This is a genomic window from Geobacillus lituanicus (assembly GCF_050994965.1).
Classification (GTDB): domain Bacteria; phylum Bacillota; class Bacilli; order Bacillales; family Anoxybacillaceae; genus Geobacillus; species Geobacillus stearothermophilus.
The window spans coordinates 968595-986872 of record NZ_CP194773.1; the positions used below are offsets into that span (position 1 = coordinate 968595).

Annotated in this window: 20 protein-coding genes; 17 read left to right on the forward strand and 3 right to left on the reverse strand. The window is 52.7% G+C overall.

Annotated elements, in window-relative coordinates; genetic code table 11:
* Positions 1-4 precede the first annotated feature (4 nt).
* The 4 genes from hemE (at position 5) to ACR1UW_RS04920 (ending at position 4200) form a co-directional block, all read left to right on the forward strand.
* Positions 5-1042, forward strand: a complete 1038-nt coding sequence (gene hemE / locus ACR1UW_RS04905; protein WP_055358340.1) for a uroporphyrinogen decarboxylase — start codon at positions 5-7, stop codon at positions 1040-1042.
* 15 nt (positions 1043-1057) lie between these two features.
* Positions 1058-2005 carry a ferrochelatase gene (hemH, locus tag ACR1UW_RS04910; protein ID WP_498934735.1) on the forward strand — a complete coding sequence of 316 codons (948 nt, stop codon included), beginning with the start codon at positions 1058-1060 and terminating at the stop codon, positions 2003-2005.
* Positions 1998-3437 (forward strand): protoporphyrinogen oxidase, encoded by a 1440-nt coding sequence (hemY, locus tag ACR1UW_RS04915; protein ID WP_498934737.1) that lies wholly within the window; start codon positions 1998-2000, stop codon positions 3435-3437. The genes hemH and hemY overlap by 8 nt, the downstream gene beginning before the upstream one ends.
* Before the next feature lie 190 nt (positions 3438-3627).
* A complete protein-coding gene (locus tag ACR1UW_RS04920; RefSeq protein WP_044746239.1) occupies positions 3628-4200 on the forward strand; it encodes a TetR/AcrR family transcriptional regulator in 573 nt (190 codons plus the stop codon).
* A gap of 212 nt (positions 4201-4412) precedes the next feature.
* On the opposite strand, the gene yhfH is transcribed toward ACR1UW_RS04920, so the two are convergent.
* Complete coding sequence (gene yhfH, locus ACR1UW_RS04925; RefSeq protein ID WP_020958812.1) at positions 4413-4550, reverse strand: protein YhfH; 138 nt, start codon at positions 4548-4550, stop codon at positions 4413-4415.
* A gap of 150 nt (positions 4551-4700) precedes the next feature.
* Between yhfH and ACR1UW_RS04930 the strand changes: the two genes are divergently transcribed.
* The 5 genes from ACR1UW_RS04930 (at position 4701) to ACR1UW_RS04950 (ending at position 10078) form a co-directional block, all read left to right on the forward strand.
* Entirely contained in the window at positions 4701-5435 is a 735-nt protein-coding gene (locus tag ACR1UW_RS04930; RefSeq protein ID WP_044746238.1) for an MBL fold metallo-hydrolase, read from the forward strand.
* Between the two features lie 140 nt (positions 5436-5575).
* Complete coding sequence (locus ACR1UW_RS04935) at positions 5576-7120, forward strand: fatty acid--CoA ligase family protein (RefSeq protein WP_498934740.1); 1545 nt, start codon at positions 5576-5578, stop codon at positions 7118-7120.
* Positions 7121-7247: 127 nt separating this feature from the next.
* The gene (locus tag ACR1UW_RS04940) at positions 7248-8255 is read left to right on the forward strand and encodes an ABC transporter substrate-binding protein (RefSeq protein WP_095858927.1); all 1008 of its coding nucleotides are present in this window, start codon (positions 7248-7250) and stop codon (positions 8253-8255) included.
* A 55-nt stretch (positions 8256-8310) separates the two neighbouring features.
* Positions 8311-9315, forward strand: coding sequence for an ABC transporter permease (locus ACR1UW_RS04945; protein WP_033011615.1), 1005 nt, complete (start codon positions 8311-8313; stop codon positions 9313-9315).
* Positions 9281-10078, forward strand: a complete 798-nt coding sequence (locus tag ACR1UW_RS04950) for an ABC transporter ATP-binding protein (protein ID WP_033011617.1) — start codon at positions 9281-9283, stop codon at positions 10076-10078. The genes ACR1UW_RS04945 and ACR1UW_RS04950 overlap by 35 nt, the downstream gene beginning before the upstream one ends.
* Before the next feature lie 57 nt (positions 10079-10135).
* Here ACR1UW_RS04950 and dat read toward each other — a convergent pair whose 3' ends face one another.
* Entirely contained in the window at positions 10136-10996 is an 861-nt protein-coding gene (gene dat / locus ACR1UW_RS04955) for a D-amino-acid transaminase (RefSeq protein WP_033011618.1), read from the reverse strand.
* A gap of 151 nt (positions 10997-11147) precedes the next feature.
* Here dat and ACR1UW_RS04960 point away from each other — a divergent pair, with 151 nt between their 5' ends.
* From ACR1UW_RS04960 to ACR1UW_RS04970, 3 genes are all read left to right on the forward strand, one after another.
* Positions 11148-11864: an AzlC family ABC transporter permease gene (locus tag ACR1UW_RS04960; RefSeq protein ID WP_100663930.1), complete on the forward strand. Its 717-nt coding sequence runs from the start codon at positions 11148-11150 to the stop codon at positions 11862-11864.
* Positions 11857-12162: an AzlD domain-containing protein gene (locus ACR1UW_RS04965; protein WP_033011622.1), complete on the forward strand. Its 306-nt coding sequence runs from the start codon at positions 11857-11859 to the stop codon at positions 12160-12162. The genes ACR1UW_RS04960 and ACR1UW_RS04965 overlap by 8 nt, the downstream gene beginning before the upstream one ends.
* A 174-nt stretch (positions 12163-12336) precedes the next feature.
* Positions 12337-13698, forward strand: a complete 1362-nt coding sequence (locus ACR1UW_RS04970; protein WP_429902050.1) for an IS4 family transposase — start codon at positions 12337-12339, stop codon at positions 13696-13698.
* 180 nt (positions 13699-13878) lie between these two features.
* On the opposite strand, the gene ACR1UW_RS04975 is transcribed toward ACR1UW_RS04970, so the two are convergent.
* A complete protein-coding gene (locus tag ACR1UW_RS04975) occupies positions 13879-14469 on the reverse strand; it encodes an SCO family protein (RefSeq protein ID WP_033011623.1) in 591 nt (196 codons plus the stop codon).
* Positions 14470-14660: 191 nt separating this feature from the next.
* Between ACR1UW_RS04975 and aceA the strand changes: the two genes are divergently transcribed.
* The 5 genes from aceA (at position 14661) to lepB (ending at position 18189) form a co-directional block, all read left to right on the forward strand.
* Positions 14661-15947: an isocitrate lyase gene (aceA, locus tag ACR1UW_RS04980; protein WP_047819222.1), complete on the forward strand. Its 1287-nt coding sequence runs from the start codon at positions 14661-14663 to the stop codon at positions 15945-15947.
* Between the two features lie 104 nt (positions 15948-16051).
* A complete protein-coding gene (locus ACR1UW_RS04985; RefSeq protein WP_033011626.1) occupies positions 16052-16246 on the forward strand; it encodes a hypothetical protein in 195 nt (64 codons plus the stop codon).
* 127 nt (positions 16247-16373) lie between these two features.
* Positions 16374-16913 (forward strand): competence protein ComK, encoded by a 540-nt coding sequence (locus tag ACR1UW_RS04990; RefSeq protein ID WP_033011628.1) that lies wholly within the window; start codon positions 16374-16376, stop codon positions 16911-16913.
* A 101-nt stretch (positions 16914-17014) separates the two neighbouring features.
* Entirely contained in the window at positions 17015-17638 is a 624-nt protein-coding gene (locus ACR1UW_RS04995) for a TVP38/TMEM64 family protein (RefSeq protein ID WP_033011630.1), read from the forward strand.
* Entirely contained in the window at positions 17635-18189 is a 555-nt protein-coding gene (lepB, locus tag ACR1UW_RS05000) for a signal peptidase I (RefSeq protein ID WP_044746232.1), read from the forward strand. Before ACR1UW_RS04995 ends, lepB begins: the two co-directional genes overlap by 4 nt.
* The last annotated feature ends 89 nt before the right edge of the window (positions 18190-18278 follow it).

An 18278-nucleotide genomic window follows, 5' to 3' on the forward strand; every position in this document is an offset into this window, starting at 1 on the left:
GGAGATGACAAGACGGATCAACGATACATTTTTGCGCGCCTGCCGCGGCGAGAAAACGGATTATGTGCCGGTCTGGTACATGCGGCAAGCCGGCCGGTCGCAGCCGGAGTACCGGGCGCTGAAAGAAAAATACTCGCTGTTTGAGATTACGCATGAACCGGAGCTGTGCGCCTATGTCACGAGGCTTCCGGTCGAACAATACGGCGTTGATGCTGCGATTTTATATAAAGACATTATGACGCCGCTGCCGGCGATTGGCGTTGATGTTGAGATTCAGGGCGGCATCGGGCCGGTGATCGCCAATCCGATTCGCTCGCTTCAAGACGTCGAACGGCTCGGGGAGATCGATCCGGAACATGATGTGCCATACGTGCTGGAGACGATCCGGTTGCTTGTCAACGAGCAGCTTGACGTGCCGCTCATCGGGTTTGCTGGTGCGCCGTTTACGTTGGCGAGCTACATGATTGAAGGCGGACCATCAAAAAATTACCATAAAACAAAAGCGTTTATGTATGCGGAACCGAAGGCATGGTTTGCCTTAATGGACAAGCTCGCCGAGATGACGATCCGCTACGTGCGGTCGCAAATTCAGGCCGGGGCGAGCGCGGTGCAGATTTTTGACTCTTGGGTCGGGGCGGTGAATGCGGACGATTACCGGGCGTTTATTAAGCCGGCGATGGCGCGCATTTTTGCCGCTTTGCGCGAGGAAGGCGTGCCGCTCATTATGTTTGGCGTCGGGGCGGGCCATTTGGCGCGCGAGTGGAACGATTTGCCGCTTGACGTCATCGGCCTTGATTGGCGGCTGTCAATTCGGGAGGCGCGCCGCCAAGGCATTGTGAAAGCCATCCAAGGCAACTTGGATCCGGCGGTGTTGCTCGCTCCATGGAATGTGATCGAAGAGCGGGTGAAACGCATTTTGGACGAGGGGATGGAGCAGCCGGGCTATATTTTTAACCTGGGACATGGCATTTTCCCTGATGTGCAGCCGGCGACTTTGAAGCGGCTGACGGCTTTTATCCATGAGTATACTTCAGCAAAGTAAACGAGGTGCAACACAATGAAGAACATTGTCGGACTGCTTGTGATGGCGTACGGCACGCCGTACAAGGAAGACGATATTGAACGGTATTATACGCATATCCGCCACGGGAGGAAGCCGCCGCAGGAACAAATCGAGGATTTAAAAGCGCGCTATCAAGCCATCGGCGGCCTGTCGCCGCTGGCGAACATTACAAAAGCGCAGGCAAAGCAGCTTGAAAAACGGCTGAATGCTGTGCAAGAGGACGTGGAGTTTCGCGCGTATTTGGGATTGAAACATATCGAGCCGTTCATTGAGGACGCGGTTGAACGCATGCACGCCGACGGCATAAAAGAGGCGGTTGGCATTGTGCTGGCGCCGCATTATTCCACATTCAGCATCCGCTCGTACAACGAGCGGGCCAAAGCGGCGGCGGAAAAGCTTGGCGGCCCGGTTATTTATACGATTGACCAGTGGTATGACGAGCCGAAGTTTTTGCAATATTGGTCCGAACGAGTGAGAGCCATTTTTGATGCCATGCCGGAACAAGAGCGGGAACGGGCGGTGTTGATCGTCTCGGCCCATAGTTTGCCGGAAAAAATCATTCAAGCGGGCGACCCGTATCCAGAACAGCTCCAAGACACAGCCGAACGTATTGCCAAACAAGCCGGCGTCTCGCATTACGCCGTCGGCTGGCAAAGCGCCGGCAGCACGCCGGAGCCATGGCTCGGCCCGGATGTGCAAGATTTGACGCGCCAGCTCCATGAAGAGCACGGCTATACGTCGTTCGTTTATGCGCCGGTCGGTTTTGTTGCCGACCATTTGGAAGTGTTGTATGACAACGATATTGAATGCAAGCAAGTAACCGAAGAAATTGGCGCCCGCTATTACCGGCCGGAGATGCCGAATACCGATCCGCTGTTTATTGATGCATTGGCGACGGTCGTGTTAAAGCGGCTCGCAAAAGAAGGCGGTAAGCATGAGTGAAGGAAAACGGACGGTTGTGATTATCGGCGGCGGCATTACGGGTCTCGCGGCCGCCTACTACTTGCAAAAAGCGGCTAAAGAACAGCATCTGCCAGTGACGTGTAAACTTGTCGAGGCGACGCACCGGCTCGGCGGAAAAGTGCAGACGGTCGTTCGTGACGGTTTTGTCATTGAACGGGGGCCGGACTCGTTTTTGGCGCGGAAAACGAGCGCATTCCGCCTTGTGAAAGAAGTCGGGCTCGAACGGGAAATCGTTCATAATGCGACCGGAAAGTCGTACATTTTGGTCAATGGCAAGCTGCACCCGATTCCAGGCGGAGCGGTGATGGGCATCCCGACGCGCATCGCCCCGTTTGTGGCGACCGGGTTGTTTTCGCCGGCCGGCAAGCTGCGGGCGGCGCTCGACTTCGTGCTGCCGCCGGTGAAAACAGCCGGTGATATGCCGCTTGGCCGCTTTTTTCGCCGCCGTTTAGGCGATGAAGTGGTGGACAATTTGATCGAACCGCTGCTGTCTGGCATTTACGCCGGCGACATCGACGAAATGAGCTTAATGGCAACGTTCCCGCAGTTTTTTCAGCTGGAACAAAAATACGGCAGCCTCGTTCGCGGTGCGAAACGGACGACGCCAAAGGAACAGAAGGAGCGAAAAGGGGCATTTCAGACGTTAAAAACCGGCTTGCAGTCGCTCGTCGAAGAGGTGGAAAAGCGGCTTGAGCCAGGCAGCGTCGTCAAAGGGGCGCGCGTCGAGCGGATCGTCCGCGTCGGTTCAGCGTATCAGCTGCGGCTCAGCAATGGTGAAACGTGGGAGGCGGACAGCGTCATTGTTGCGGTGCCGCACCATGTCGTGCCGGATATGTTCGCTGATTATCCGTTTTTCGCCCCGTTTCGGTCCGTGCCGCTGACGTCGGTGGCAACGGTCGCGCTTGCTTTTCCAGAGGAAGCGATCCGTCAAGATATTGACGGAACTGGGTTTGTTGTCTCGCGCCGCAGTGATTACACGCTGACGGCGTGCACGTGGACGCACAAAAAATGGCCGCACACGGCTCCGCCCGGCAAAGCGCTGCTGCGCGGCTATGTCGGACGCCCGGGCGATGAGGAGATCGTCGATCAACCGGATGACGAGATTGTCCGCGTTGTGTTGGATGATTTAAGTAAAGTGATGAAAATTGACGGCCGGCCGGAGTTTGCCGTCATCTCCCGGTGGAAGCGGGCGATGCCGCAATATACAGTCGGGCATCGCGAGCGGCTGGCGAAAATTAAGCAACAGATGGCGGCTGAGTTGCCGGGAGTGTTTTTGGCCGGTAGCTCGTATGAAGGGCTCGGGCTGCCGGATTGCATCGACCAAGGAGAGAAGGCGGTCGGTGATGTGCTTGACTACTTGCGCCAAACGGAACAACACCAGCCGGCCGAGATGTACAGCCGCGCCCATTAGCGGGCCGCCTTGTACCGTTAGGCGGCCCGTGTATTCCGTTGTCCGGCCGCGCTGTTCCCTAGAACAAGGGGTGCCGCCGTTTCGAGAAGCTGGGCGGCGTTTTTAAGGGCTTTACGGGAAAACGGCCGCATAGTATAATGGATGCGAATTGACCAAATCGTTCATTTAGTCAAATTAAAGGATGAGGCCAATGGCAAGCGACCGTAAACGGCAAATTATCGAGGCGGCAACCCAATCGTTTGCGGCATTCGGCTACAAAGCGACGACGATGGAACAAATCGCCAAGCTCGCCAATGTCGGCAAGGGAACGATTTATACGTTTTTTAAAAGCAAAGAGGAGCTGCTTGGTGAAATCGTTTCTTCGTTGATCGTCGAAATCCAGTCAGAAGCGGAGCGGGCTATGGACCCGGCGCTGCCGTTTTCCGAAAACGTCCACCGCGCCTTATACCGCATTTTAGAGTTTCGCCAGCGCCATCAGCTGACGGCGAAGCTGCTCCAGGAAGTGCGCAGCATCGGCACCGCAGTGGTGCAGGATGTGCTGGCCAAGCTCGACCGGGCCATGGTGGAGTTCATTCGGAAAAAAATTGATGCAGCGGTGGAAAAAGGGGAAATTCGCCCGTGCAATTCGGAAATTACCGCCTTTTTAATGTTGAAAGTGTACATTGCCTTGATCGTCGATTGGGAAAAAGATCATGAGCCGCTGACAAAAGAACAGATTGCTGAGCTGTTTGCGCTTTACTTTTTGCAAGGATTATCGCAGTAGATGATCCTCTCTTTTTCCGTGAAAATAATGAATCCATGAGCGGTTATTTTCATGCTTGGGTGGCGAGTAAAAGCTTACTCATGGATGTTTTTTGTGTAAAAAAAACGCCCCGCACACGGGGGCATTAAAGCAAAAAAGGCAGGCTGCATCGGGGAACAGCCTATTGCCAGCGGGGCAGCCGGCATCGTGACGCAAGGGCAGCGTCCGCTCACCTAGTGGCGGTAAGCGGCGCCAAGGCAGTCAGAGCATGTGTTGCCGTAGCACTCGTGCTGCTCGTCGATCGTTTTGCCGCATTGCGAGCACTTTTTCGGTGGCAGGTTTTTGAAAAATTCTAACACTTTCATCAACATTGTGATCCCCTCCGTTGTCTTGGTGATTTTATTGTATTATAACACAGATAAAAATGTCAATAGGTGTTTTAAAACAAAATCAACAAAGATGAAAAAAAGGCAGCCGTCGTGTATGATGAAGACAAAATGGGTGGAAGGAGAGGAAAGGAAATGAAAGTGACAGTCATCGGCTATTGGGGAGGGTTTCCCGCCGCCAATGAAGCGACATCCGCTTATTTGTTTGAGCATGACGGGTTTCGCATGCTTGTCGACTGCGGAAGCGGGGCGCTCGCCAAGCTGCAAAACTACACGGCTGTAGAAAACTTGGATGCGGTTGTCGTCTCCCACTATCACTATGATCATATCGCCGATATCGGCCCGCTCCAATATGCGCGCCTCATTCATAAAAATGTAGGGGCGGATTTGCCGGTGCTGCCGATTTACGGCCACCAAGAAGATGAGGCGGCCTTCGCCCGCCTGACGCATAGCGGCATTACGGAAGGGATTCCTTATGACCCGGCCAAGGTGCTTGCGGTCGGTCCGTTTTCGCTTTCATTTTTGAAAACAGTCCATCCGGTTCCGTGTTATGCGATGCGCATCACTGCCGGCGGCAACACGGTCGTGTACACGGCTGATTCGAGCTACATGCCGGAATTTATACCGTTTGCAAAAGGAGCTGACTTGCTCATTTGCGAGTGCAATTTTTACGCCGGACAAAACGCGGCGCCGGCCGGCCATATGACGAGCGAGGAAGCGGCGGCCATCGCCGAGGGGGCGGGCGTTGGTGAACTATGGTTGACGCACTTGCCGCACATTGGCAGGCACGAACAGCTCGTTGAAGAAGCGGAGCGGACGTTCCGCGGCGTTATTCGCCTCGCCCGCACCGGCTTAGTGTGGGCGCAGTAGCGAAAAGCAGCGAAAAAAAAACGGCGAGGGAAGCGCTTTCGCTTGTCCTTCGCCGTTCTTTTTTTTATAATAAATTATAGTTCGAATTTTTTTACTTGAAAAATGAATGGTCATTCATTCATTTTTAAGGGGGAGATTGGATGAACTTAACGACGCGGTTGGCGCAAATCGCCAAACAACTACCGGACAAAGAAGCGTACGTGTTTATGGGGGAACGATGCACGTATCAACAATTGGACGCCGCGGTGTCGCGGTTTGCCGACGGATTGGCGCAGCTTGGCATTCGCCGGGGGGATCACATCGCCTTATTGCTTGGCAATTCGCCGCAATTTGTCATCGGCCTGTACGGGGCGCTGCGGCTCGGAGCGACCGTCATCCCGATCAATCCGATTTATACGCCGGAAGAAATTGGGTATATTTTGCTTAATGGCGACGTCAAAGCGGTAATCGGGCTCGATTTGCTCGCTCCGCTCTTTGCCGGGGCGAAGCAGCGCCTGCCTTTGCTGAAGCAGGCCATCGTTTGTGAAACGCCGCAAGGAAAGGAAAAAGGGATTTCGCTGTCCGATGAAATGAAATCGTTTGCAGAAGTGTTGGCTGCCGGCGATTCGTCGTTTGCAGGACCGGAGCTTGATGACGATGATGTCGCCGTCATTTTGTATACATCCGGAACAACCGGCAAGCCGAAAGGGGCGATGCTCACGCATAAAAACTTGTACAGCAACGCCCAAGATACGGCTGACTATTTAGGAATCGATGAACATGACCGCGTGATTGCCGCGCTGCCGATGTTCCATGTCTTTTGTCTGACCGTGGCGCTCAATGCTCCGCTTATGAACGGGGGAACGGTGCTCATTATGCCGAAATTCAGCCCGGCCGCCATGTTTGCCCTGGCCCGAGAGGAAAAGGCGACGATTTTTGCCGGCGTGCCGACGATGTACAACTTCCTTTATCAATATGAAGGAGGAACGGTCGCTGATTTGCAGACGCTTCGCCTCTGCATCTCGGGAGGAGCGTCGATGCCGGTCGCCTTGCTTGAAAATTTTGAGAAAAAGTTCAACGTCATCATTTCAGAAGGATATGGGCTTTCGGAAGCGTCTCCTGTCACTTGCTTTAATCCTCTCGATCGGCCGCGCAAGCCCGGTTCGATCGGGACAAGCATTAAAAATGTTGAGAACAAGGTCGTCAATGAATACGGTGAAGAAGTGCCTGTCGGCGAAGTCGGTGAACTTGTTGTGCGCGGCCCGAACGTCATGAAAGGGTACTACAAAATGCCGGAAGAAACGGCGGCTGCCTTGCGCGATGGCTGGCTGCACACCGGCGATTTGGCGCGTATGGATGAGGAGGGCTATTTCTACATCGTCGACCGGAAAAAAGAGATGATCATCGTCGGCGGCTACAATGTATATCCGCGTGAGGTCGAGGAAGTGCTGTACAGTCATCCGGGCGTCGTCGAAGCCGCTGTGATCGGTGTGCCGGATCCGGATTACGGCGAGGCGGTGCTGGCGTATGTCGTCGCGAAAAATCCGGAGTTGACGGAAGCAGAGCTCATTGCTTACTGCCGTGAGCGGTTGGCAAAATATAAAGTGCCGAGCGCGATTGACTTTTTGGACGAGCTGCCGAAAAATGCGACAGGAAAAATTTTGCGAAGAGCGTTAAAAGAGCGGCTCGCGTCTTCCCATGCTTGATGGTGCTGAATTTTCAGCACCTTTTCTTTTTTTTGAATAGTATATTGAAAACAAGTAGATAAATTTATATAATTTAACACATAAAAGTTTAAAAGGACTAAACTTCTCTACATAGGGGGATGGGATCATGGGCCAATCGATTCGGCGGTTCGCCGCGGTGTGTGCAGCCGGCTTTTTGTTGCTTGGCGGCTGCGGCGGCGCGAAAGAGACGGGAAGCAGCCAGGGAAGCGGCGGGAAGAGCGGGAAAGAAAAGACGTACAAAATCGGCGTGACGCAAATTGTCGAGCATCCATCGCTCGATGCGGCGCGCAAGGGATTCCAGCAGGCGTTAAAAGACAAAGGGCTGTCCGTTGAGTATGACGTGCAAATCGCCCAAGGCGACCAAAGCAACAACCAAACGATCGCCAATAATTTTGTTTCGGACGGCGTCGACTTGATTTTCGCCAACTCAACGCCAAGCGTGCAGGCGGCGCTCAATGCGACAAAAGACATTCCAATCGTGTTCACTTCGGTGACCGACCCGGTCGGCGCACAGCTCGTCCAATCGATGGAAAAGCCGGGCGGCAATGTGACGGGCACGACCGATACGCACCCGGAGGCGATTCCGAAAACGGTACAATTTATTGACAAATATATCAAGGGCAATCGTGTCGGCATGGTCTACAACGCCGGTGAACAAAACTCCGTCGCTCAAATCGAGCAGGTGAAAAAGGCGATGCAAGGAACCGATTTGCAAGTCGTTTCGGCGTCGGTATCGACCTCGGCTGAAGTGAAGCAGGCAACGGAATCGCTTGTCGGCAAAGTGGACTGCCTGTATATCATCACTGACAACACGGTGGTGTCCGCGTTGGAATCGGTCATTCAAGTGGCGAACGAGCATGACATTCCGCTGTTTGTCGGCGAGCTTGATTCTGTGAAGCGCGGCGGGTTTGCGGCGTATGGGTTCGACTATTATGACATCGGTTATGAAGCCGGGGAAATGGCGGCGCAAATTTTGCAGGACGGCAAAAAGCCGGCCGATCTGCCGGTTCAGTATCCGCAAAAATTGAAGCTTGTCATCAACAAAAAAGCCGCGCAAGAAATGGGGATTGAGCTCAATCCGGAATGGGATTCGATCGCTGAGTATATTGAATAAACGGCCGTCCCTCCTTCATTGAAGGAGGGATTTGTCACCAACAGGGGGGGTAGGCATGTCGGCAGCGATGTTTGGTTCGGTGGAAGCGGGGTTGATTTATGCGGTGATGGCGCTTGGCGTCTATTTGTCATTCCGCGTGCTGGATTTTCCGGATTTAACGGTTGACGGCAGCTTTGTCACCGGCGCTTCGGTCGCCGCGGTGCTCATCACAGGCGGAGCGGATCCGTTTGCTGCGTCGGCTGCAGCGCTTGCGGCCGGCTTTGCCGCCGGGGCGCTGACCGGGCTTTTGCATACGAAAGGGAAAATCAATCCGCTTTTATCCGGCATTTTAATGATGATTGCTTTATATTCCATCAATTTGCGCATCATGGGAAAGTCGAATGTACCGCTGTTGCAGCAAGAAACGGTCATCACGAAAATCACTGCCGCCTGGCGGCAATCCGGATTGGATGAGACGCTCAACAAGCTGTTTTCTTTCACCGGGTTTGCGCCGCGGACGTGGGCGGTGCTCGTTTCGATGGCCGTCGTCGCGCTCGTGGTGAAATGGCTGCTCGATTGGCTGTTGAAAACGGAAGTCGGAATCGCGCTGCGGGCGACCGGGGACAACAAACCGATGGTGGCCAGTTTTTCCGCCAACACCGACTGGTTGATCGTCTTCGGACTCGGGCTGTCGAATGCGTTGGTCGCCTTGTCTGGGGCGCTTGTTGCCCAGTATGGCGGATTCAGCGACGTCGGCATGGGAATCGGGATGATCGTCATCGGACTTGCGTCTGTCATCATCGGAGAGGCGCTGTTTGGCGCCCGTTCGGTTGCGCGAGCGACATGGGCGGTGATTGGCGGCGCCATTGTGTATCGGCTCATTTTGGCGCTTGCGCTGCGGGTTGAGTTTTTGGAGACGGGCGATGTAAAGTTGATCACGGCGGCGATTGTGATACTGGCGCTGATCGTCCCGAACGTGGCGGCGGCGCAAAAAGAAAAACAGAGGAAAAAACGGAAAGCAGCACAGCTTGAGAGGGGAGAGACGGTTGCTGGAGCTAAAACGAATTACAAAAGTATTTAACGAAGGAACTGCTGATGAAAAAGTCGCCTTGCGGGGGATTGATTTAACGCTGGCCCCCGGCGATTTTGTCACGGTCATCGGCAGCAACGGCGCCGGAAAGTCGACGTTGATGAATATCATTTCCGGCCGGCTGTCCCCTGATACGGGTGAAGTGTGGATCAACGGCCGCAACGTCACGGCGCTCAAAGAACATGCCCGCGCCCGCTACATCGGCCGCGTGTTTCAAGATCCGATGGCCGGCACCGCCCCCCATATGACGATCGAGGAAAATTTGGCGCTCGCTTACAACCGAACAAGACGGCGCACGCTGCGTCTTGGTGTAACAAGAGAAAAGCGAAAGTGGTTTCGGGAAACGCTGCAAACGCTCCATTTAGGGCTCGAAGACCGGCTCGCCGCTAAAGTCGGCCTTCTCTCCGGCGGGGAGCGGCAGGCGCTTTCACTGTTGATGGCCACATTCACAAAGCCGGATGTGCTTTTGCTTGATGAACATACCGCCGCCCTCGACCCGGCGCGGGCCGAGCTTGTCACCGAATTGACGAAGGAAATTGTCAGACAGCATCAGTTGACGACGCTGATGGTCACGCACAATATGGAGCAGGCGATTCGCCTTGGCAACCGGCTCATCATGATGGATGGCGGGCAAATTATTTTCACGGCCGAGGGAGAGGAAAAAGAAAAATTGACAGTCGAGCGGCTGTTGGAAGAGTTTCAGCGCATCCGCGGCAGCCGGTTTGCGAGCGACCGCGCTGTGCTCGGTTCATAAAACGAAACGAGGTGCCCCAACGTTGCGGGCGCCTCGTTTTCGGTGCAACGGAACGGGTCAAGCGGTTGGAAGCGGCTTGGTCGCCTTTTGATAGGCGGCTTGCAGCGCTTTCGTCACGTCCCCCGGTTCGCCGTTTCCGATCAATGTTTCTTCTACTTGGACGATCGGAGTGATCGCCGAGGTGGTGCTCGTCAAAAACAGTTCATCGGCTTCGGCGAGACTGCTGACGGAAAACGCCTTTTCGATGAACGGAATGCCAAGTTCAGCGCAAAATTCCTTCACTTTGGTGCGGACGATGCCGTTTAAAATCCGCTCCGTCGCTGGGTGAGTATAGACGGTTTTGTGTTTGACAAGGAAAATGTTCGATGAACTTCCCTCGGTCACGACGCCGTCGCGGTGGAGAATCGCTTCAAACGCTCCGCGCTCGACGGCTTCTTGTTTTGCAAGTACGTTCGGCAGCAAGTTCAAGCTTTTAATGCAGCAGTACTCCCAGCGGACGTCTTTGGTCAAAATCGCGCGCACGCCGCGCGCCATTTCCTCCGTTTTTCGCGCCATCGGCTGAATGTAGGCGTACAAATTCGGCCGGTTTTCGGCCGGAAATGCATGGCTGCGCGGGAAGCTCCCCCGCGTCACTTGCAAATACAAAATGGCATCTTCGCGCACATCGTTCATGCGGCGCAGCTGCTCGAGCCGCTCAGCCAACTCTTCATGGCTGAACGGAACGGCGAGGCGAATGGCCGCCGCCGAGCGGTATAGGCGGTCTAGATGTTCATGGAGCCAGATGTACGTGCCGCTGTATAGACGAACGACTTCGTAGACGCCGTCGCCAAACTGCAAGCCGCGTTCTTCCATCGGATAGGCGACTTGTTCGGAACGAAGGAAGCCGCGTTCGGTCAAAACATATGCTTTTACGGTCATGGACGTGCACTCCTTTTCTTGTGACAAATCGATCGTCAATCAATTTGATTATATCATAGAGGAAAAAAATTGTGATGGATGTTCGGGTTGCGAAACATCGTTCTTTTTTGCATAATGGAGCTATTAATCTAGCAAGACGGGGGGATGATCAGTGGAAACGACATGGGAAGCTGGCAAGATGGCGCCGTTTCGCCAAGGAGTGCAAGCGGGGGTGGCGATCGCCATTGGCTATACGCCGATTGCGCTCGCTTTTGGACTACTCGCCAAGACGACCGGGCTGACGCTTGGCGAAACGGTGCTGATGAGCCTTGTTGTCTTTGCCGGCGCTTCGCAATATATTGCCCTCAGTTTGATTGCCGCCGGCACCGGGGCGTTGGAAATCGTGTTGACGACGTTTATTTTAAATATTCGCCATTTTTTAATGTCCGCTTCCCTGAGCGAAAAAGCCGAGCCGGATGCATTTTGGAAAAAAGCGTTGTACGCCTTTGGCATCACCGATGAAACGTTTTCAGTGGCTGCGATGAAAGAGGGGACGGTCAACGCTTCGTATATGTTTGGATTGATTGCCATGGCGTACGGCAGCTGGGTGGTCAATTCCGGCATTGGGCATGCCGTAGGGGCGAGCCTGCCGGAAAGCCTGCAGGAAAGCATGGCGATCGCCTTGTACGCCATGTTTATCGGGCTGCTTGTGCCGGCGTTGAAAAAGCAACGGAAAATCGTATGGCTGGCGGGGCTGTCCGCTTTGTTTAATTCCATCGGCACGTTTGTTCTTCACTTGTCGAAAGGATGGTCGATCGTGTTGGCTACGTTGCTGTCGGCTGTCATCGTTCAATGGCTGGCGAAAGAAGGAGGAAACGGCGATGAATAGCACGATCGTCTGGATGATCATCGGCATGGGAGTCGTGACGTACTTGCCCCGCCTGCTGCCGTTTGTGCTGCTCGGCCGCATCCAGCTGCCGCCGTTTTGGCAAGGGGTGCTGAAAAACGTGCCGTATGCAGTGCTTGGGGCGCTCATTATTCCTGACGTTTTTTTCATCCAAGATGATGTTGTGTTCGGAGCCATTGGTTTTGCGGCGGCTGTCATCGCGGCTTGGTTCGGGGCCAATGTCATGGTCGTCGTTCTTGCCGCGGTTGCGGTCCTCAGTCTGTATTCGCTCGTCGTTTGAACGATGCTGTCTTTGGCAAGGGGGCAAAAGGCGCCGGATTTCCCTGGAACACACATCATCCAGAACAAACGGGGTTGACCCCATAGCCATCAAGTTAAGAAAACAGGAATAAATATATGCCTGATTTGACCATCCTTTTGAAGACCTCATAATGTCTTAGAAAGGGTGGTTTTTTTGAAGACGTCCTTATCTCTCCGAGAAGAATGGCATTGTTTTTTAGACGGATTAAGAAGCGTGTTATCGTGCGAAGAACTTGAACATATGGCCCGAGATCATCAATTTATTCAACGAAAGGGGAAATTACGCGCCCATGATTTTGTGGCACTTTGCACATTTCTCCAGGAAGGAGGCGGTCAAAAATCATTGGTGCAGCTTTGCAGTGCTCTAGCTCTCAAGCAAAACACCTTTCTGAGTGCGGAAGGGCTCAATCAACGGTTTAATGAAAAAGCGGTGAGTTTCCTCAAAGCGGTGTTTGAAAAACTGCTCATTCATCAGACTCAGGAAGCCCGTCACTTATGTCAAAGACATTCGCTGTTTCGCCGGATTCGCATTCTCGATTCCACGTCGTTTCAACTGCCTCCTGAAATCCGGGGGATTTACGAGGGATGTACGGGGCCTGGGGTGAAAATTCAGCTAGAATATGAATGGCTAGAAGGGAAGTTTCTCCATGCGGATGTCGAAGATGCCCGTCATCACGACGCCGCCTACGGAGCGTCCCTTCTATCGACCATCCAAGAGGGAGACCTTTGTTTGAAAGACTTAGGCTATTTTTCGCTTGAGGGATTGCAAGCCATTCATGACGCCGGAGCCTTTTATATTTCCCGGCTCAAACACAATGTAGGGATTTACCAAAAAGAAGGAGACCGATTTCGAAAATGGGAACCAGAGGATTTCCTTGCGGTGTTACAACCCGGAGAAACCATGGAACTGGAACATGCGTATGTCAGTGGAAAGAAAGTTCATCAACCGCGGCTCATTGTGTATCGGCTGACCGAAGAACAGGAGCGACAGAAGGAAGGACAATGGAAACAGAAGGCGAAACGAAAAGGGGCCGCGTACGTGACGCGACGCCCCCACTCAATATATGTATATATCACCAATATTCCAGCGATTTATACCTCTTTGCACGACATTCATACGCTGTATTCTCTTCGCTGGCAAATTGAAGTGGTATTTAAGACATGGAAATCCCTGTTTCACATTCATCGATTCAAACCGATGAAAGGGGCTCGCTTTCAGTGCCACCTGTATGGAACGTTGATTGCCTTATTGATCAGCTCCACTGTCATGTTTAAAATGCGGGAATGGCTCTATCGAAAACAGAAAAAGGAATTGAGCGAATATAAGGCGATGAGTATGATCAAGGAGTTCGGTATGGATTTCTTTCAAGCCTTATGGTGTTCTGAGGCGTTAGTTGTCCAACTCCTTTTAAAACTGTGTGACATCATCGCTCAACACGGAAAAAAATCAAGGCGTTATACAAAAAAGAGCGCTTTAGACATTATCGAGAGTTTGGTCATCATGCCGGTGTCATAAGAAATTCCCGCCTCATATACCATGAAAAAAACCTTCTATAGGGAAGGTGTATTTGGCATGCCTATCTTTATATATTCTCACGGTCACAGCCTCCAAAGATGAAAAGTGAAGCCTTGGAGCTACTCGCTCCAAGGCTTCACTTGATGGCTATGGGGACACCCTCTTTTTGTTGCGGCGATATTATGGCAACTCATTCATAATGGTTTCATATACGTCATCGACGTGAAACCGCGAAGTCCCCATCCCGACCTGCTCAATGACGCGGCCATCGCGGTCAAGCAAGTACGCGAGCGCTGTATGCACAATCATCCCGTTGCCCGGGTCTCGGTATTGAAAATCGAAGGCGTCGGCTGTTTTTTTTGTTTCGTCCTCGCTGCCGCGCAAAAATACCCAGCCTTGCCCGTCGCCGGTTACGCCAAACGTGCGGGCATATGTTTGCAGCTTTTCTTTCGTGTCGCGGGCCGGATCAATCGTGATGGTGATAAATTCGACATCCCGCCCAAATACACCGGCGCTTTCCAGCCGGTCGCGCAGTTTCGCCATTTGCATTGTCGTATTCGGACAAATATCCGGACAGTTTGTATAAATAAACTCAACGAGCCGCACTTTCGGCGGCAAGTCGCCGAACGCATACGGACGCCCCCAGGCAGTTTCCATTGTGACATCGTGGGGAAGGCGCGCGGCAGATGGCTTATAAACGGTAAAGTAAAAGATGCCGGCGCCGATTCCGAACAGTACGAGGCACGCTGCTATCGTATACCACTTTCTCATTCCCATCACTCCTCTATTCATGATCATACCAAAAGTACGGATAGGAAAACGGTGTTGTTTACGAACAGTTTGTGTCTATTTTCCTAATTCAAAAAAAGTTTCAAAAAAAGCTTGCATTTTTTTCTTTCTGTTATATAATAAAAACGTAAATAAAAATAATGTATTATAACAAAGAGATGGGGGAAGGAAAAATGGCGTCATTTGCTGAACGTGTCCGACAATTAGAGGAAAGCTGGAAAAATGAAGAGCGCTGGAAAGGGATCGTCCGCCCGTACAGCGCCGAAGATGTCATTAAACTGCGCGGCTCGATCGATATTGAGCATACGCTCGCTCGGCGCGGCGCAGAAAAACTATGGAAACTGCTCCATACCGAAGACTATGTCCACGCGCTTGGTGCGTTGACGGGGAATCAGGCCGTGCAACAAGTGAAAGCCGGGTTGAAAGCCATTTATTTAAGCGGATGGCAGGTGGCAGCCGACGCCAACCTCGCCGGGCAAATGTATCCGGACCAAAGCTTGTATCCGTCCAACAGTGTTCCGCACGTCGTCAAACGCATTAATCAGGCGTTGCAGCGCGCTGATCAAATTCAATATTTGGAAGGTAGTGGAGACATCGACTACTTTGTTCCGATCGTGGCTGATGCCGAGGCGGGGTTCGGCGGCCAGCTGAACGTGTTTGAGCTCATGAAAGCGATGATCGAAGCGGGAGCGGCCGGTGTCCATTTTGAAGACCAGCTGTCATCGGAGAAAAAATGCGGACATTTGGGCGGAAAGGTGCTTTTGCCGACGCAAACGGCGGTGCGCAACTTGATCGCGGCGCGGCTTGCCGCCGATGTCATGGGCGTCCCGACCGTGCTCATCGCCCGCACGGACGCCAATGCGGCCGACTTGATTACGAGCGACATTGATCCGCGCGATCAACAGTTTATTACCGGTGAACGGACGCCGGAAGGATTTTACCGCACGCGTGCAGGGCTCGATCAGGCGATCGCCCGTGGACTTGCCTATGCGCCGTACGCCGACCTTATTTGGTGCGAAACGAGCGAACCGAATTTGGAAGAAGCGCGCCGGTTTGCGGAAGCCATTCATGAAAAATTCCCTGGCAAGCTGCTGGCCTATAACTGCTCACCGTCGTTCAACTGGAAGAAAAAATTGGACGATGAAACGATCGCCAAATTCCAGCAAGAGCTCGGCAAAATGGGGTACAAGTTCCAGTTCGTTACTCTGGCTGGATTCCACGCGCTCAACTACAGCATGTTTGAACTGGCGCGCGGCTACAAAGAACGCGGCATGGCTGCATACGCCGAACTGCAGCAAGCAGAATTTGCCGCTGAAAAATATGGCTACACTGCAACGCGCCATCAACGCGAAGTCGGCACCGGCTATTTTGATGAAGTCGCCCAAGTCATCTCCGGCGGTCAAGCATCCACCGTCGCCTTGAAAGGATCGACGGAAGAGGAGCAGTTTACGACCGCTTGACGGCGGCTATTGCCGTATATCGACGGAAGCCCGGTTTGACCGGGCTTTTTTTGCGTATAAAAGGAAAAAGCTGGCGCACTCTATAGACGGAGGGAGGCGATGAAATGGAAAAGAAAAAAGATAGTCTGCCGGAGCTAATCCCTGCCGAATTCCGCGTCAGCACCGATCTCCATTTTGAACAATCGTGGATGAACGAGGAAACGTATGCAGGCGATTCGGTCGGCGAACATACGGCGCTCGAGCAAGCGAACGAGTATTTAGCAATGAAAGAAATCGGCCAGACGTTTGAAAACTCCTGACAATGCCCATGACGATCGTCATGGGATTTTTTGTGCAAAAAACCCGCTAACTTTTTTCAAAATATAGAAAAATATAACTATTAGTGGTATGATAGGAGTGGTGAGTTCGTTGAGAGGAGATGAGACGATGAAAGTAAATGAATTTATCATCCTAAACCATTTCGTCGTGAGCCGTTATACGATGGCGATTCTCCCTTATTTGTTGAACAATGACCTGTATGCAAAGGTCGTCGAGGAAGATGGCGAGTACATTGTCAAACAAACGCCCCTCGACATTATTAGACATAGCTGCGATTATTATGGCTGCAGCTTTCAAGGCAGAAAAGAGGGAACAAAGGCCGTGATCGGCATCACCCACAAAGCGCCGATCGCCATTGAACCGTCCAACGAAATTTACTTCTTTCCCACCGCTTCCCCGAAAGATTCCTGCTGTGTTTGGCTGTCGCATATGCATGTCTATCGGTATGAGCCTGCGAAATATGAGCGGACGGTTGTATACTTCCGCAACGGGAAAAGCGTTGTCCTCGATGTGTCCTGCAAATCTTTCATCAACCAATTGCACCGAACAGCCCAGCTGCGGACGAAACTGTCGGAGCGAATGGAGGCGAGAGAGCGCAAACTGCAATACATATATCGCATGCAGCAAGAAAAGCATGTGACGGAATAACCGCCATGATAAAAAAATGGGTTTTCACAAGCAAAAGTTCAAATTGCGCGGCCGAGCGTGTAAAATAAAAATATAAACGGCATTTGAATGGAGAAAGAACGATGAATATGGAAACTTTGAAACAATGGCTCACGCTCGACCACGTGCTTTCCTTGCTCGACCATTACCGTTCCTTCGGCATATTTCCCGGCATTGCGGCGACGCTGCTCGAGTCGTTTTTTCCGATTTTGCCGATGGTTGTGTTTGTGATGGCGAACGCAGCGGCATTCGGGTTGTGGAAAGGGTTTTTCATTTCTTGGATTGGCGCTTCGCTCGGCTCGCTCATCGTCTTTTGGCTGACGCGGAAGATCGGCCAGCAGCGTTTCTTTCATTTTGTCCGCCGCCATCCAAAAGTGCGCCAGTTTATGCACTGGATTGAACGGCACGGATTCGGGCCGCTGTTTTTGCTGTATTGCTTTCCTTTCACCCCGTCGGCGCTTGTCAATATCGTTGCCGGTCTGTCACGCATCAGCCGCCAGCAGTTTGTATTAGCGGTCTTGCTTGGAAAGATGATCATGATTTTTACGATCAGCTTTATCGGGTATGACTTGGTGGCGCTTGTCCGCCAGCCGTTGCGTACGGCGGCGATCGCTGTTGTTGTGCTGCTGCTTTGGTATGCGGGAAAACGAGTAGAGGCGAGATTTTCGTTGACGGAAAAACAACGCAGCGAGGAGGACGGGGAGTGACCAAACGGAAACAAGGAAAGAAGCGGGGACGCCGCTGGCCATGGCTCGCCGCTGTCGGGTTTGTCGCCATGCTCCGTTTTTTCGTTTTCAGCAATTATATGGTGGAAGGAAAGTCAATGATGCCGACGCTGCAAAGCGGCAATTTGCTGATCGTCAATAAGATCCGTTATGAAATTGCCCCGATTCATCGGTTTGATGTCGTCGTGTTTCACGCCAATCAAAAGGAAGATTACGTGAAACGGGTCATCGGGCTGCCGGGGGATCGGATCGAGTACAAAAACGATGTGCTGTATATTAACGGTCGACAGGTCGATGAACCGTATTTGCGGCCGTATAAGCAGCAACTCCTTAGCGAGAAACTGACAGGCGATTTTACCCTTGAAGAGGTGACGGGAGAAAAGCGGGTGCCGGCCGGCTGCATTTTTGTCCTTGGCGACAATCGGCTCAGCAGTTGGGACAGCCGCCATTTCGGCTTCGTCAAAATCAGCCAAGTGGTCGGCAAGGTAGACCTCCGCTATTGGCCGTTTCGGGAGATTGCTTTCCATTTTTGAGAAAATGGCGCATCGAGGTGCGGCGGCGGTTTTGCCTAAGGGAGCGGTTGCTTTCAAGGAAGGCAGTTTTTTCTTTACCAAATACGAAC